The sequence below is a fragment of the Lysobacter sp. DMC104 genome (assembly GCF_056313665.1).
This window is the reverse complement of sequence record NZ_JBQUZW010000001.1, coordinates 446,332-461,099: the sequence shown is the minus strand read 5'-3', so window position 1 is coordinate 461,099 and position 14,768 is coordinate 446,332. Positions and strand designations below refer to the sequence as shown.

At 71.0% G+C, this 14,768-nt stretch carries 17 protein-coding genes; 4 read left to right on the top strand and 13 right to left on the bottom strand.

The genetic code is table 11. The annotated features are described in order from the left end of the window. The first annotated feature begins 19 nt into the window (after nucleotides 1–19). Nucleotides 20–940: an ABC transporter ATP-binding protein gene (locus ACT53R_RS02175; protein ID WP_476170318.1), complete on the top strand. Its 921-nt coding sequence runs from the start codon at nucleotides 20–22 to the stop codon at nucleotides 938–940. Next, nucleotides 937–2,019, top strand: a complete 1,083-nt coding sequence (locus ACT53R_RS02170) for an ABC transporter permease (RefSeq protein ID WP_476170184.1) — start codon at nucleotides 937–939, stop codon at nucleotides 2,017–2,019. The genes ACT53R_RS02175 and ACT53R_RS02170 overlap by 4 nt, the downstream gene beginning before the upstream one ends. 385 nt (nucleotides 2,020–2,404) lie before the next feature. On the opposite strand, the gene metX is transcribed toward ACT53R_RS02170, so the two are convergent. The 13 genes from metX to ACT53R_RS02105 all read right to left on the bottom strand — a co-directional run bounded on the left by metX (nucleotide 2,405) and on the right by ACT53R_RS02105 (nucleotide 12,687). Beyond that, the gene (metX, locus tag ACT53R_RS02165) at nucleotides 2,405–3,517 is read right to left on the bottom strand and encodes a homoserine O-acetyltransferase MetX (protein WP_476170183.1); all 1,113 of its coding nucleotides are present in this window, start codon (nucleotides 3,515–3,517) and stop codon (nucleotides 2,405–2,407) included. An 80-nt stretch (nucleotides 3,518–3,597) separates the two neighbouring features. Next, entirely contained in the window at nucleotides 3,598–4,554 is a 957-nt protein-coding gene (locus ACT53R_RS02160) for an endonuclease/exonuclease/phosphatase family protein (RefSeq protein ID WP_476170182.1), read from the bottom strand. A 16-nt stretch (nucleotides 4,555–4,570) separates the two neighbouring features. Further along, nucleotides 4,571–5,590: a tetratricopeptide repeat protein gene (locus ACT53R_RS02155; protein WP_476170181.1), complete on the bottom strand. Its 1,020-nt coding sequence runs from the start codon at nucleotides 5,588–5,590 to the stop codon at nucleotides 4,571–4,573. Next, on the bottom strand, nucleotides 5,590–6,039 hold the full coding sequence (locus ACT53R_RS02150) for a cytochrome c-type biogenesis protein (RefSeq protein ID WP_476170180.1): 450 nt from the start codon (nucleotides 6,037–6,039) through the stop codon (nucleotides 5,590–5,592). Before ACT53R_RS02150 ends, ACT53R_RS02155 begins: the two co-directional genes overlap by 1 nt. Beyond that, entirely contained in the window at nucleotides 6,036–6,572 is a 537-nt protein-coding gene (locus ACT53R_RS02145; RefSeq protein WP_476170179.1) for a DsbE family thiol:disulfide interchange protein, read from the bottom strand. Before ACT53R_RS02145 ends, ACT53R_RS02150 begins: the two co-directional genes overlap by 4 nt. Before the next feature lie 13 nt (nucleotides 6,573–6,585). Continuing rightward, on the bottom strand, nucleotides 6,586–8,541 hold the full coding sequence (locus ACT53R_RS02140; protein WP_476170317.1) for a heme lyase CcmF/NrfE family subunit: 1,956 nt from the start codon (nucleotides 8,539–8,541) through the stop codon (nucleotides 6,586–6,588). 12 nt (nucleotides 8,542–8,553) lie between these two features. Continuing rightward, nucleotides 8,554–9,033 carry a cytochrome c maturation protein CcmE gene (gene ccmE / locus ACT53R_RS02135; RefSeq protein ID WP_476170178.1) on the bottom strand — a complete coding sequence of 160 codons (480 nt, stop codon included), beginning with the start codon at nucleotides 9,031–9,033 and terminating at the stop codon, nucleotides 8,554–8,556. Continuing rightward, entirely contained in the window at nucleotides 9,030–9,200 is a 171-nt protein-coding gene (gene ccmD / locus ACT53R_RS02130; protein ID WP_476170177.1) for a heme exporter protein CcmD, read from the bottom strand. The genes ccmE and ccmD overlap by 4 nt, the downstream gene beginning before the upstream one ends. Beyond that, nucleotides 9,197–9,991, bottom strand: coding sequence for a heme ABC transporter permease (locus ACT53R_RS02125; RefSeq protein ID WP_476170176.1), 795 nt, complete (start codon nucleotides 9,989–9,991; stop codon nucleotides 9,197–9,199). The genes ccmD and ACT53R_RS02125 overlap by 4 nt, the downstream gene beginning before the upstream one ends. Before the next feature lie 166 nt (nucleotides 9,992–10,157). Then, nucleotides 10,158–10,853 (bottom strand): heme exporter protein CcmB, encoded by a 696-nt coding sequence (gene ccmB, locus ACT53R_RS02120; RefSeq protein WP_476170316.1) that lies wholly within the window; start codon nucleotides 10,851–10,853, stop codon nucleotides 10,158–10,160. Nucleotides 10,854–10,876: 23 nt separating this feature from the next. After that, complete coding sequence (gene ccmA, locus ACT53R_RS02115) at nucleotides 10,877–11,518, bottom strand: heme ABC exporter ATP-binding protein CcmA (protein ID WP_476170175.1); 642 nt, start codon at nucleotides 11,516–11,518, stop codon at nucleotides 10,877–10,879. Between the two features lie 52 nt (nucleotides 11,519–11,570). After that, nucleotides 11,571–12,086: a DUF3293 domain-containing protein gene (locus ACT53R_RS02110; protein ID WP_476170174.1), complete on the bottom strand. Its 516-nt coding sequence runs from the start codon at nucleotides 12,084–12,086 to the stop codon at nucleotides 11,571–11,573. A 112-nt stretch (nucleotides 12,087–12,198) separates the two neighbouring features. Continuing rightward, entirely contained in the window at nucleotides 12,199–12,687 is a 489-nt protein-coding gene (locus tag ACT53R_RS02105; protein ID WP_476170173.1) for a DUF3293 domain-containing protein, read from the bottom strand. Nucleotides 12,688–12,797: 110 nt separating this feature from the next. Here ACT53R_RS02105 and ACT53R_RS02100 point away from each other — a divergent pair, with 110 nt between their 5' ends. Next, entirely contained in the window at nucleotides 12,798–13,943 is a 1,146-nt protein-coding gene (locus ACT53R_RS02100; protein WP_476170172.1) for a pyridoxal phosphate-dependent aminotransferase, read from the top strand. A 1-nt stretch (nucleotide 13,944) separates the two neighbouring features. After that, on the top strand, nucleotides 13,945–14,757 hold the full coding sequence (locus ACT53R_RS02095) for an amidohydrolase (RefSeq protein WP_476170171.1): 813 nt from the start codon (nucleotides 13,945–13,947) through the stop codon (nucleotides 14,755–14,757). Nucleotides 14,758–14,768 lie beyond the last annotated feature (11 nt).

The window sequence follows — 14,768 nt, the reverse complement described above, 5'->3', positions numbered from 1 at the left end:
TGCCGACGGCGACCTCGCCATCCGCGCCACCGGGCTCAGCAAGCATTTCGGTGCGCTGCGCGCGGTGGATGCGGTCGACCTGCGCGTGCCGCGGGCGCACGTGTACGGCTTCCTCGGGCCGAACGGCTCGGGCAAATCGACCACGATCCGCATGCTCTGCGGCCTGCTCACGCCGACGGCCGGCGACATCGAGGTGCTGGGGCTGCGCATCCCCGAGCAGGCCGAGGCGCTGCGCCGGCGGATCGGCTACATGACCCAGAAGTTCGCGCTGTACGAGGACCTGAGTGTGCGCGAGAACCTGGAATTCCTCGCCGACGTGCAGGGCGTGCCGCGGGCCGAGCGGCGGGCGCGGGTCGACGAACTGATCGAGACCTACGACTTCGCCGATCGCCGCAACCAGCTCGCCGGGACCATGAGCGGCGGGCAGAAGCAGCGGTTGGCGCTGGCCGGCGCCACCGTGCATCGCCCGGAGTTGTTGTTCCTCGACGAACCGACCAGCGCGGTCGATCCGGAATCGCGCCGCGACTTCTGGGAAAAACTCTTCGACCTCGCCGACCGCGGCACCACGCTGCTGGTGTCGACGCACTACATGGACGAGGCCGAACGCTGCCATCGCATCGCGATCCTCGATCGCGGCCGGCTGGTCGCCGACGGCACGCCGGCTGCGCTCACCGCCGCTCTGGCCGGACGCACGCTGGGCGTGCGCGCGACCGAGCCGCGTCGCGCACAGGCCGCGCTGCACGGCGCGCCGGGCGTGCTCAGCGTGGCGCAGGTCGGCAACACCCTGCGCGTGCTCACGACCGGCGGCCTCGACGCCATGTCGCTCACCGCGCGGCTGCGCGCCGCGGGCCTCGACGCCGACGCGGCGGACATCGAGCCGAACCTCGAGGACGTGTTCGTCTCGGCCACGCATCCGGCCTTGCCTGCGGAGGCCGCATGAACCTGCGCCACATCCTCGCGATCGTGCTGAAGGAAGTCCGCCAGATGCGGCGCGACCGCATGACCCTGGCGATGATGGTCGGCATCCCGACGATCCAGCTGACGCTGTTCGGTTTCGCGATCAATCCCGACGTGCGCCACCTGCCGGCGGCGGTCGCCGACATGGCGAACACCACCGGCTCGCGCGCGCTGGTCGAGGACATGCTGGCCGCCGGCGTGGTGCGCCGCGCGGCGGATGCGCGCACGCCGCAGGAGATCCGGGCGCTGCTCGACACGGGACGGATCAAGATCGGCGTGGTGGTGCCGCCGGATTTCGAACGCCGGCGCCTCGATGGTCGCGAGTCCGTGCAGGTGATCGTCGACGGCAGTGACGTGACCGTGCAGTCGGCGGCGCGCCAGCTGGCGTCGGTGCCGCTGGACGGCAACACCGCACCGCGCACGGCGGCGATCGGCATGTTGCCGCTGTACAACCCCGAGCGCCGGTCGGCGGTGAACGTGGTGCCGGGGCTGATCGGCGTGATCCTGACCATGACGATGGTGATGTTCACCGCGATGGCGATCGTGCGCGAACGCGAGCGCGGCAACCTCGAACTGCTGATCACCACGCCGGTGTCCAGCGCCGAGCTGATGATCGGCAAGGTGCTGCCGTACGTGGGCGTGGGCCTGGTGCAGACCACGGTGGTGCTGCTGCTGGGCATCGGCGTGTTCGACGTGCCGGTGCGCGGCGCGCTGGTCGATGTCTACGGCGCGGCGATGCTGCTGATCGTCGCCAACCTCGCGCTGGGCCTGCTGGTGTCGACGCGGGCGCAGACGCAGTTCCAGGCGATGCAGATGGCGTTCTTCCTGTTCCTGCCGTCGATCCTGCTGTCGGGCTTCATGTTCCCGTTCGACGGCATGCCGGTGGCGGCGCAGTGGATCGCGGAAGCGCTGCCGCTGACGCACTTCGTGCGCCTGATCCGCGGCGTGATGCTGCGCGGTGCCACGCTGGCCTCGCTGTGGCCGGACGCGCTGGCGCTGGTCGTGTTCTCGGCGATCGCGATGACGGCGGCGATCTCGCGGTTCCGCAAGCGGCTCGATTGATCGTTGCCGGCCTGCCGGCGCAGTGCGTGTTGCGGCGGTTGCGTTGCGGTGAATGCGCGCAATCCTTTTCCGCGCTGGCGCACGGGTGACTTTCTTTGGCGCAAAGAAAGTCACCAAAGAAACACTCAGGGCCACTTCAAATCTGCCGTCGGAGACGTGACCGGGATTTTTCGACGAGGCGTCCTGCCTCGTCGAAAAACGGCGGACCTCCTGTCCGCCGCCCTCCGGGTCTACGATCGCGGGGTGGTGTGATGGGTCTGATTGCGCGCGGGGACGATGTGCCACGAACGATCCCTCGCCTGCGCTCGGGATGACAACTGAATACGGCGCGGCAAACGAAGGATCGCGCTCGCATGACGACCGCGATGGCGGGTCCGCGCCCGCCCTACAGCGACGCGAGGAACTCCCGCACCGCAGGCCCGAAGCGCGCGAAATCGACGAGGAAGGCGTCGTGGCCCTGCGGCGAGGGCAGGGCGAGGCAGCGGGCGTCGGCGCCGCCGGCGAGCAGGCCGTCGGCGATCTCCTGCTGCTGCTGGATCGGGAACAGGATGTCGGTGTAGACGCCGATCGCCAGCGCGCGATCGACGCGCAGTTTCGAAAGCCCCTGCTCGCAGGTGCCCTGGCAGGATTCGCCGACGTCGAACCAGTCCATCGACCGGCTGAGGTAGAGGTAGCAGTTCGGGTCGAAGCGGCGGATGAAGCGGCGCGCGTGGCCCTCGAGATAGCTTTCGACCTCGAATTCCAGCCCGAACGGATCGTCGTCGCGGCGCATCGAATCCAGGCGCACGCGGCCGAAGCGGCCGTCCCATTCCAGCGCGGAACGATAGGTGATCACGCCGAGCTTGCGCGCGAGGCGCATGCCGGATTCCGGGTAGACGTCGTCGTCGTACTCGCCGTCGTTCCACTGCGGATCGAGGCGGATCGATTCGCGTTGCAACGAGCGGATCGCGATCGAGAACGGCAGCGCGCGCGCGGCGCCGGAGATGTTCACGTGCGCGTGGGCGATGCCCGGGTGCCGCTGCAGCAGCGACAGCGCGACCATGCCGCCCATCGAGTTGCCGATTACGCAGGCCAGCCGCGCGATGCCCAGCGCGCGGACCACGTGCGCCGCGGCGTCGGCGCCGTCTTCCACCGACAGTTCGGGGAACGACAGGCGATATGGCGCGCCGGTGGCCGGGTCGATCGACGCCGGGCCGGTCGAGCCCTTGCAGCTGCCCAGCGAGTTCACGCAGACCACGAACCAGCGGTCGGTGTCGATCGGCTTGCCCGGGCCGACCATGGGTTCCCACCAGCCGGGTTCGGGATTGTCGCCGTGGCTGGCGGCGTGCGCGTCGGGCGACAGGCCGGTGAGGATCAGGATCGCGTTGCCTGCCTTGGCGTCCAGCGTGCCCCAGGTCTCGTAGGCCATGCGCGCGCCCTGCAGCGCGCCGCCGCGCTTCATCGGGAACGGCGACGGCAGGTCGACGAAGCGGGTACCGGGGGGAATGAATTCGGTCATCCGTGGAATCCAGGCGGCAGGGCGGGAAGGGCGCCCGGCAGCTTACGCGATGCCCCGCCGCTTTTCCCGCCCGTCGGCCGTCACCGGGCGCGGTCGTCGAGAAACAGGATGGCGCGGATCGGCCGGTGATCCGAGCCGATGTCGGGGCCGCGCGCGGTTTCGCCGTGGCGCCAGCCCGGACCGGCGAGGACATGATCGATCGGAATACCGACATGCGCCGACGGCCACGTGGGTGCAAGGCCCGTGGCGCGGCGCAGCCCGAGGCTGGCGGCGTCAGCCAGTGCGCGCGACCACGGCGTGGCGTTGAGGTCGCCGGCGACCACGGTCGGGTGGCCCCGTGCTTCGCGCGCGAGCGTGCGCAGCAGGTCGTCGCGCGCCTGCTGCCAGTGCGGCGCCAGCGGCGGCATCGGATGCGCGGCGATCACGCGCACCGGGCCCTGCGTGGTGTCGATGGTCGCGGCCAGCGACGGGATGCCGTCCTCACTGTCGTTGCGCGTGACGTCGCGCAGCGGCAGGTGCGAGAGCAGGCCGATGCCGAACGGCGAGTCCGCCGCGAAGAACGCGTGGTGCGGGTAGCCGTCGGCGAGGGCGTGTTGCAGGCCGTGGGCGTAGGCCGGCGTGAGTTCGACCAGCACCACGACATCGGCCGGCTGCGCGCGCAGCCACGCCGCGAGCGGTGCGGGATCGGGATTGCCGGCGTGCACGTTCGCGCTGGCGAGCACCAGCGTCGGTGGCGCGGCGGCATCGCGCGCGGCGGGCAGCGACGGACTCGCCGTCCACAGCGGCAGCAGCGCCAGCGGCAGGGCCGCCAGCCACGGACGTCGACGTCGCGCCGACGACAGGCACAGGCCGATCCAGACCGCGGCGCAGGCCCACTGCCAGTGCGCGGCAAGGTCGATCACCCAGCCGGCGAAGCCGACCGGCGTTGGCCAGAGCGCGCTTGCCCACGGCAATGCGAAGCCGACGAGGCACAGGACAGCGAACGGGATCGGCAGCCGCCGTCGCCACCAGGGGGCCGGGGCGCGCGCCGTCGTCATCGCGGCCTGTCGCCGGTCACTCGCCGCCGAGGACGAGGTCGATCGGTCCCTTCGCCGGCAGCGTCGTGCGCACGGGCTTCGATTCGATGTCGCCGGGCTGGCGCATCGGCGAGCCGCTTTCCGAAAGGCGGGCGATCACTTCGACTTCGCCCACGGTCGAGAGCTTCGCCATCGGCATCGGGCCATCGCCGTCGTCGAGCACGACCTTCAGCGGCAACTCCGACACGGTGTGCTTCTCGACCGCGATCGGCATCGGCGGGCCGTCGGGCTGGCGCGCGATCACGAACACGGTGGCGTCGCCGCGCAGGCGCACGCGCTCGGCGAACGCGGGATCGAGCGCGATGGTCACGGTCAGTGCATGCGCGCCGGCTTCGGCCGGCTTCGGCGCCGGCAGCGGCGGCAGGCCGGCGTCGCGACGCGCGGCGTCGACTTCCGCGCGCAGGGTCGCGCCGTTGCCGTCGCCGAGCGCGGCGAGCAGCGGTTCCCACAGGCGCGCGGCCTCGGCGGGCTTGCCTTGCTGGCGCAGCGCGATGCCGAGGAAGAAGCGCGCGCGCTGGTGGTTCGCGTCGAGTTTCAGCGCCTGTTCGAGGTAGCCGACCGCCTGCGCGTCGAAGCGGCGGGTGGCGTCGGCCTGCGCGCGCGCTTCCGCGGCGGCAGCGAGGTAATCGGGCTGGTCCGGCGCGCGCTTGAGCACTTCGGCCCAGGTGTCGCGCGCCTCGGCGAAGCGACCCGCCTGCGCGTACGCACCGGCGAGCATCACCCAGCCTTCCTGGTCGGGGAACCGGTCGCGGCTGCCTTCCAGCTGCGCGATCGCCTGCGCCAGCGTGGTCGGGCGCGCGACCATCGCCGCGTCGAGCGCGAGCGGCGTGCCTTCGACGCGGTACAGGCCGCCGGCGAGCAGCACGAGGCCGAGCGTCAGCAGCGCAGCGGAACGCGGGCGTTGCTGCCACAGCGGGCGCAGCACGAGGGCGAACACCGCGAGGGTGGCGGTGGTCGCGACGAGGGCGAACACGATGGCGGACGTGGAGGCGGACATCACCACTCCTGGGCGTCGTCGGCGGGCACCGGCGTCGCGGTTGCGGGCGCGCGGCGCAGCAGCCGCCAGATCACGACGCCGCCGACCAGCACGAACAGCAGCGGCCCGAACCACAGCAGCCAGGTGGTCGGCGACACCCGCGGGCGGTACAGCACGAATTCGCCGTAGCGGTCGACGAGGTAGTCGCGGATCGCCTCGTCGTCGCGGCCCTCGCGCATCAGCGTGAGCACTTCGCGGCGCAGGTCGACGGCGATCTGGGCGTTGGAATCGGCCAGCGACTGGTTCTGGCACATCACGCAGCGCAGCTCGACCACGAGGTCGTGGAAGCGCTCGGCCTCGGCGGCGTTGCGGAACTGCAGCGGCGCGGGATCGGCGACCTTCTGCGCGGCGGCGATGCCGGCCAGCGACAGCAGCAGCGCGCACAGCAGCAGGCGGAAGGCGGCCTTCACTTGCGCTCCGTGGCGGCGAGCGCCGGCAGCAGCTCGGTGCGGACGATGTCGTCGGTCAGCGGGCCGACGTGCTTCCAGCGCACGATGCCCTGGCCGTCGACGAGGAAGGTCTCCGGCGCGCCGTACACGCCGAAGTCGATCGCGGTCTGGCCGACCTCGTCGCTCAGCACCACCCAGTACGGGTTGTTGAACTTCTCCAGCCACGCCAGCGCGTCGGCGCGCTCGTCCTTCCAGTTGAAACCGATCACGCGCACGCGCTTGGTTTCGGCGAAGCGGGTGACGACCGGATGCTCGACCTGGCATTCCACGCACCAGCTGCCCCAGACGTTCAGCACGTAGGGCTGGCCGCGCAGGTCCTTCGCGGTGACGACGCGGGTCGGTTCGTGCAGCACCGGCAGCGCGAAGTCGGGCGCCGGCTTGTTCAGCAGCGCGGACGGCAGCGCGTCGCGATCGGGATCGCGGCTGAGCCACACGCCGGCGGCCAGCAATGCGGCGACCAGCAGGAAGGCGATGAAGGGAAGCCAGCGTTTCATCGGCACGGGTCCATCAGGCAGCGGTGGAGGGCGTGTCGGCCGCAGCCGCACGCTTGCGGAACCGGCGGTCGGTGGCGGTCACGAAGCCGCCCAGCGCCATCATCAGCGCGCCGATCCAGATCCAGCGCACGAACGGTTTGACGTGCACGCGCACCGCCCAGGCGCCGCCGCCGAGCGGCTCGCCGAGGGCGACGAACAGATCGCGCGTCACGCCGGGCAGGATCGCGGCCTCGGTCATCACCTGGCCGCCGAGGTACTGGCGCTTCTCCGGGTGGATCACTTCCACGAGACGATCGTCGCGCAGCACCTGCACGGTGCCGATGCTGGCGCGGTAGTTCGGGCCCGGCGCCTCACGCACGCCGTCGAAGCGGAACGTGTCGCGGCCGATGGTCAGCGTCTGCCCCGGGCGCAGCGCGACCTCGCGCTGTTGCAACTGCGCTTCGACCAGCAGCGCGCCGACCAGGAACACCGCGATGCCGGTGTGCGCCAGCAGCATGCCGACCATCTCCGGCGTGAAGCGCCCACCGGCCTCGCGCACGCGCAGCCATGCGAAACGCGCGGTGCCCAGCGCGATCCACAGCGCGCCGGCCACGCCGGCGGCGGTCTTCAGCGGACCCTGTGGCGCCTGGACATACGCGATCACGCCCGCCACCAGCGCCAGTGCCAGCCATGGCAGCAGCAGTTTCAGCGGTCGCGACAGCTGGTCGCGCTGCCAGCGCACCAGCGGGCCCAGCGGCAGCAGCGCCACCACCGGCGTCATCAGCACGATGAACAGCAGCGAGAAGTAGGGCGGGCCGACCGAGAGCTTGGCATCGCTGCCGATCGCGTCCAGCAGCAGCGGGAACAGCGTGCCGACGAACACCATCGCCGCGGACGCCGTCAGCAGCAGGTTGTTGATGAGCAGCAGCGTCTCGCGCGAGCCGGCGGCGAACGGCTTGCCGCCGTCGATCTCCGGGGCGCGCAGCGCGTACAGCAGCAGCGAGCCGCCGACCACGCAGGCCAGGAACACCAGGATGAACACGCCGCGGCCCGGGTCGGCGGCGAACGCGTGCACGCTGGTCAGCACGCCCGAGCGCACCAGGAACGTGCCCAGCAGCGACAGCGCGAACGCCGCGATCGCCAGCAGCAGCGTCCAGCTGCGGAAGCTGCCGCGTTTCTCGGTCGTCGCCTGCGAGTGCAGCAGCGCGGCGCCGGCCAGCCACGGCATGAAGCTGGCGTTCTCGACCGGGTCCCAGAACCACCAGCCGCCCCAGCCGAGTTCGTAATACGCCCACCAGCTGCCCAGCGCGATGCCGAGGGTGAGGAAGCCCCAGGCGACGTTGGTCCACGGACGCGTCCAGCGCAGCCAGCTGGCGATGGCCTCGGGGCCGGAGGATTCGCGATCCAGCAGCGCCGCGATCGCGAACGCGAACGGCACCGCGAAGCCGACGTAGCCCATGTAGAGCATCGGCGGATGGATGATCAGGCCCGGGTCCTGCAGCAACGGGTTGAGGTCGCGACCTTCCTCGGCCATCGGCAGCAGGCGCGCGAACGGGTTGCTGGTGAACAGCAGGAAGGCGAGGAAGCCGGTGCTGATCGCACCCATCGCGCCGAGCACGCGGGCGACCACTGCCTCGGGCAACTGCCGTGACAGCAGCGCCACCGCCGCGGTCCACACCGCGAGGATCAACGCCCACAGCAGCTGCGAACCCTCGTGCGCGCCCCAGACCGCGGAGAAGCGGTACATCACCGGCAGCAGCGAGTTGGAGTTCTCGGCGACGTAGCGCACCGAGAAATCCTGCACGAGGAAGGCGTGGACGAGGATCAGGAACGCGGTGCCGACCAGCATCAGCTGCACGAGCGCCGCGGGCCGCGCGATCGCCATCCACGCCACCACGCCGCGATGCGCGCCCAATGGCGGCAGCACGGCCTGAAGCAGGGCGACGAGCATCGCCAGGATCAGCGCGATCTGTCCGAACTCGGGAAGCAGGTGCATGCGCGGTCAGGGCTGTGCCGGTGCGGGCGCGGCGGGCACGTTGTGCTTCTTGTGCGCCATGCCCATCTTGTCGGCCACTTCCTTCGGCACGTAGGTTTCGTCGTGCTTCGCCAGCACCTGCTCGGCCACGAAGACCTGGCCGCGCATGCGACCGGTGGCGACCACGGCCTGCTTCTCGCGGAACAGGTCGGGCAGGATGCCGGTGTAGACGACCGGCAGTTCGGCGTCGCCGTCGGTCACCTTGAAGTGCGCTTCCATCGAGCCCTGCGCGCGCTGGAACGAGCCGGCGGCGACCATGCCGCCGAGGCGGAACACGGCGTCGCCCGCGACGACCTTCGCGCCGGCGTCGCCGTTGATCACTTCGCGCGGCGTGTAGAGGTAGGCCACGTTGCGCTGCAGCGCCAGGGTGACGAGCGTGACCGCGGCACCGGCCGCGGCCAGGACCGCCAGCACCAGCCAGAGCCGGCGTTTGCGCGAAGGATTCATCGTTGCAGTTCCGTGGGAAGGGGGGCGGCCTTGGCGGCGGCGCGACGGTGGCGCAGGCGCACGCGGCGCAGGGTGCGGCGGATGCGCGCCAGCGGCGCGAGCAGGTCCCACAGCAGCACGACGGCGAAGAGCACGTAGGCGGCGGCGACGTAGCCGAAGTAGGTCATGGCGCGGCCTCCGCGGCGTCGGCGCGTTCGCGCACCCAGTCCTTGCCGGCCTCGCGGTCGAGGTTGTCGGCGCGGGCGCGCAGCAGCAGCGAGCCGAGGAACCAGAACTTGGTGCCGATCACCATCGCGATCAGCGGCGGCAGCATGCTGGCGTCCATGCTGGACTTGCCGAACATGCGGATCGTCTGGCCCTGGTGCAGCGAGTTCCACCACTCCACCGAGTAGCGGATCACCGGCAGCAGGGCGACGCCGACGATCGCCAGCAGCCCGGCAGCGCGCGCGGCGTTGCGGCGGTCGTCGATGGCCTGGTACAGGCCGATCACGCCGAGGTAGAGGAACAGCAGGATCAGTTCGCTGGTCAGCCGCGGGTCCCATTCCCACCAGGTGCCCCACATCGGCTTGCCCCAGATCGAACCGGTGGCGAGCGTGATGACGGTGAACGCGGCGCCGATCGGCGCGCAGGCCATCGACAGGATCTCGCACAGTTTGATCCGCCAGACCAGGCCGATCGCGGCGTAGAACGCCATCAGCGCGAAGATGAACATGCTCATCCACGCCGCCGGCACGTGGATGTAGAGGATGCGGAAGCTGTCGCCCTGCTGGTAGTCGGACGGCACGAAGAACCACGCGCCCACGCCGGGCAGCGCCGACAACAGGTTGAGCGCCCAAGCCATGCCGATCGCCATGACCAGCGCGCCGGCGCCGAAGCTCCACGGCGCCCAGCGCGCGGCGAAACGGTCGAAGTAGGGCGGTGAGCCGAGTTGGTGGAACCAGCGGACGAGTGGATTCATGCCAGGGGGTTCATGCCAGGGAGTCGGTCCTGGGCGGTCGGGGGAAACGCGGACGGTGGCATCGCAAGATTAGGGGGAACTGAAGACGCCGACCGCCGCGGATTGTCCATGCCCGGGACGGGACCGGCCTTGACCCGCCTCAAGCCGAAGCGGGTGCCGATGGCATTCAGCTGGCCGAGATCCGGATCGCGGCAGCCGCGGTCAGCGGCGCGGCGATCGCGGCGACCGCCAGCCCCGCGCCCAGCAGCAGCAGCGCACCGACCGGATCCAGCCCCTGCGCGCTGGCCGCGACGCTGCCGGCGCCGAACACCAGCACCGGCACGTACAGCGGCAGGGCGAGCAGTCCGACAAGGATACCGGACCGGCGCATGCCGACGGTGAGTGCGGCGATCACGGCGCCGATCAGGCTCAGCAGCGGCGTGCCCAGCGCCAGCCCCGCCAGCAGCACCGGCAACTGCGCGTGCGGCAGGTGCAGCAGCTCGGCCAGGAACGGCGTCGCCAGCAGCAGGGGCAGGGCGGTGGTGAACCAGTGCATCGCAGTGCGCACGGCGACCAGCCAGGCCAGCGGCACCGGCGCCAGCATCCACTGCTCCAGCGAGCCGTCCTCGGCGTCGCCGCGGAACAGCGTGTCCAGCGCCAGCAGGCCGGCCAGCAGCGCCGCGACCCACAGCACGCCGGCGGCGACCTGAGCCTGGAGCCGGGGCTCGTTGCCCAGCGCCAGCGCGAACAGCACCACCACCATGAGGGCGAACAGGGCCGGCTGGAAGGCATCGCCGCGGCGGCGCCACAGCAGGTGCAGGTCGCGGGCGAGCAGCGCGCGGGCGGCGCCGAGCATCGACGGCGGGTGGCCGTCGATGGTCATGCGGACGGGGCGTGCGGTGTCGTTCATGCCGCCCGCTCCAGCACGAGTTCGCGGGTCCGCACCGGCGGTGCGGCGTAGGCGCCGTGAGTGGTGACCAGCGCCGCGCCGCCCTCGCGCAGGTGCGCCTGCACCATCCGGTTCACCAGCTGGATGCCGTCGAGGTCGAGGTTGGCGTAGGGCTCGTCCAGCAGCCACACCGGTGCCGGCGACAGCCACATCCGCGCCAGCGACAGGCGCTTCTTCTGGCCGGCGGAGAGCTGCCGGGCCAGCGCGTCCTGGTAGCCGTCCAGGCCGACGATGCGCATTGCCGAGTCCGGCGTCTGGCTGCCGCGGTGGCCGTGCAGGCCGCACAGGAAGGTCAGGTTCTCCAGCGCGCCGAGGTCGGCCTTCAGCGCAGGCAGGTGGCCGAGGTAGGCGAGGGCGCGGGTGCGTTCGGGGGTGTCGGTGGCGCGGCCGTCGATCTCGATCCGGCCCGATTCCGGCCGCAACAGGCCGGCCAGCACGCGCAGCAGCGTGGTCTTGCCGGCGCCGTTGTCCCCGCGGATCAGCAGCGCTTCACCGGCGTCCACCGCCAGATCGACCGGGCCGAAGACCGGCGTGTCGTTGCGCGAGAAACGCAGCCCGTGGGCGGCGAGCAAGGGGGGCGTCGAGGCGGGATCGGTCATCGCGGGGGCAGGCTGGCCGGAAGAGGCTGAGGGCCAGCCCGGGTTCGCGATTCTACGGATTGCCCGCCGCGATTGCCCGTCCCGCCGGATCCACCCAGTCGATGTCGGGGTGCGCGTCGGTCGCCGGGCGAGCGCCGCGCAGGCGCAGGCGCACGGGTTGTCCGCGTTCCCACAGCAGGCTGCCGAACTGGCCGAAAGTGCGGGTCAGGGCGTCGAAGGCCGGCGGTTCGGGGTCCACCACCAGCCAGCCATAGGCCTTCCAGGTGCGATTGCCGGCCGCGGCGCAGGCCGGCCGGTAGCGCAGGCCCAGTCGGTCGAGGGCGTGCTGCAACGCTTGGTCGGCTTCGGCATCCGCCGGCCCGGCGGTGGTGGTGTAACCGGGGCGGGCGGCCGACAGCAGGCCGAAGCCGCGGGCGTCGGGGAAGGCGGCCTCGAGTTCTTCCGCCGGGCGACCGACGCGGAGCGCGCGCCAGCGGCCGTCCAGCTCCCACCGGTAATCGGCCTGGAGCAGACGATCGGGCAGCAGGGAGGGGCAGGACGCGGGACAGCCGGAGACGTTCGCGGACACGGCGATTCACGAGGTCGATCGGAGGAGGCGACAGGGTAGGTGGCACCCGTTCGAGTTCCCGCTCGGATTCCGCCGGCCGCGCGGGCCGTCGTTCAGGCCCCTGACCGGGCGTTCAGCTTCGCAGCCAGTCCAGGTGCGGATGCCCGGCCAGCGACGGCGGCGCCGGGGCGTCGATCCGCATCCGCACCGGCGCGTCGGTGCGCCAGTACAAGGTCCCCAACTGGCCGAAACGCCGAGACAGGGCGTCGAACGCGCCCACCGGCATGTCGATCACCAGCCAGCTCGGTTCGCGCCAGGTGCGGTTCGCGGAGGAGGAGAACGCCGGCCGGTAGACATGGCCGCTGGCGACGAGGTCGGCCCGGAGGCGTTCGTCCTCGGCGCGGTTCTCGGCGTCCGGGCGCACGACCGAGTGCGGGTTCCACGCCGACAGCAGCCCGGCGGTGCGCGCCGCCGGATAACGCGCCTGCACCGCCGGTGCGGGCGCACCGATGCGCAGGTCGAGCCATTCGCCGTCGCATTCCCAGCGGTATTCGGCGGCGAGATAGGCGTGGACGAGACCGGCAATGCGGCCTTCGCCGGGGGACACGTGGGACGCTTGCATGCTGCAAGGTGTAACCCGGGGGCGGCTGCCCGTAAACTCTGGCGCCCATCGGCGGGAAATGCTATGGCGCGTGGCGCCGACGCTTCCCGCGCACGCTTCCGGAACCGAGCATGCCCCAGACCAAGCTGCCCCGCGTGGGCACCACCATCTTCACCGTGATGTCGCAGCTCGCCGTCGAACACGGCGCGATCAACCTGGGCCAGGGCTTCCCGGATTTCCCGGTGCCGTCGCGGCTGGTCGACGAACTCGACAAGGCCATGCGCGCCGGCCACAACCAGTACTCGATGATGACCGGCATCCCCGCGCTGCGTCGCGCGATCGCCGACAAGACCGCGCGCCTGTATGGCGTGCGTCCCGACGAGAACAGCGAGATCACGGTCACCAGCGGCGCCACCGAGGCGATCTTCAATGCCATCCACGCCGTGGTGCGCGCGGGCGAGGAAGTCATCGTGCTCGACCCCTGCTACGACTGCTACGAACCGGCGATCGACCTTGCCGGCGCGCGCGCCGTGCACATCCCGCTGGATCCGCAGACCTTCGCGCCAGACTGGGACCGCGTGCGCGCGGCGATCACGCCGAAGACGCGCATGCTGATGATCAACAGCCCGCACAACCCGTCCGGCGCGATGCTGGGCGAGGCCGACATGCGCGCGGTCGCCGACCTGCTGCGCGACACCGGCATCTGGCTGTTGTCGGACGAGGTCTACGAGCACATCGTGTTCGACGGCGCGCGCCACGAATCCGCGCTGCGCTATCCGGAGCTGCGCGAACGTGCGTTCGTCATCTCCAGCTTCGGCAAGACCTACCACTGCACCGGCTGGAAGGTCGGCTACTGCATCGCGCCGCCGGCGCTGAGCGCCGAGTTCCGCAAGGTGCACCAGTACAATGTGTTCTGCACCTTCCACCCGGCGCAGCACGCGTTCGCCGCGATGATCGATGCCGAGCCCGAGCACTACGAACAGCTCGGCGCGTTCTACCAGGCCAAGCGCGACCGCTTCCGCGATCAGCTGCTGGGCACCAAGCTCAAGCCGCTGCCGGTGCCGGGCGGCTATTTCCAGCTGGTCGACTATTCGGCGGTGAGTGATCTCGACGACCTCGAATTCTGCCGCTGGCTGACGATCGAGAAGGGGGTCACCGCGATCCCGCTGTCGCCGTTCTACGAGACGCCGCCGGCCGGGCAGCGCCTGGCGCGACTGTGCTTCGCGAAGAACGAGGCCACGCTGGACGCGGCGATCGAACGCCTCGGGAGGCTCTGACATGGACGATCTGCGCATCAGCCTCGTCCAGGGCGACACCCGCTGGCACGATCCCGCGGCCAATCGCGATTACTACGCCGAATTGATCGGCGGCCTGCGCGGCCAGACCGATCTGGTTGTGCTGCCGGAAACCTTCACCAGCGGCTTCTCGAACGATGCCATCGCGCAGGCCGAAACCATGGACGGCCCGACCGTCGCGTGGTTGCGCGAACAGGCGCAGGCGCTCGATGCGGCGATCTGCGGCAGCGTGCAGCTGCGCGTCGGCGATGGCGCCAGCGGTCCACAAGTGTTCAACCGGCTGCTGTTCGCGACGCCCGACGGTGCGCTGCATCACTACGACAAGCGCCACCTGTTCCGCTACGGCCGCGAGCACGAGCGCTACGCCGCCGGTCGCGAACGCCTCACCGTCGACTGGCGCGGCTGGCGCATCTGTCCGCTGGTCTGCTACGACCTGCGTTTCCCGGTGTTCTCGCGCAACCGTTTCGACACCGAACGTGCCGGCGCGCTCGACTACGACCTGTTGCTGTACGTCGCCAACTGGCCGTCTGCGCGGGCGTACCCGTGGAAGACGCTGCTGCGTGCGCGGGCGATCGAGAACCTGTGCTACGTCGCCGGCCTCAACCGCGTCGGCACCGATGGCAACGGCCTGCACTACAGCGGCGACAGCGCGGTGATCGACTTCCTCGGCCATCCGGTCAGCGAATGCGGCGAGGAGCCGCTGGTCATCACCACGACGCTGCAGGCGGCCGAGCTCGCCGCGCATCGCGAGCGTTTCCCGGCGATGCTCGACGGGGACCGTTTCGACCTGCGCTGAACCCGCGCGGC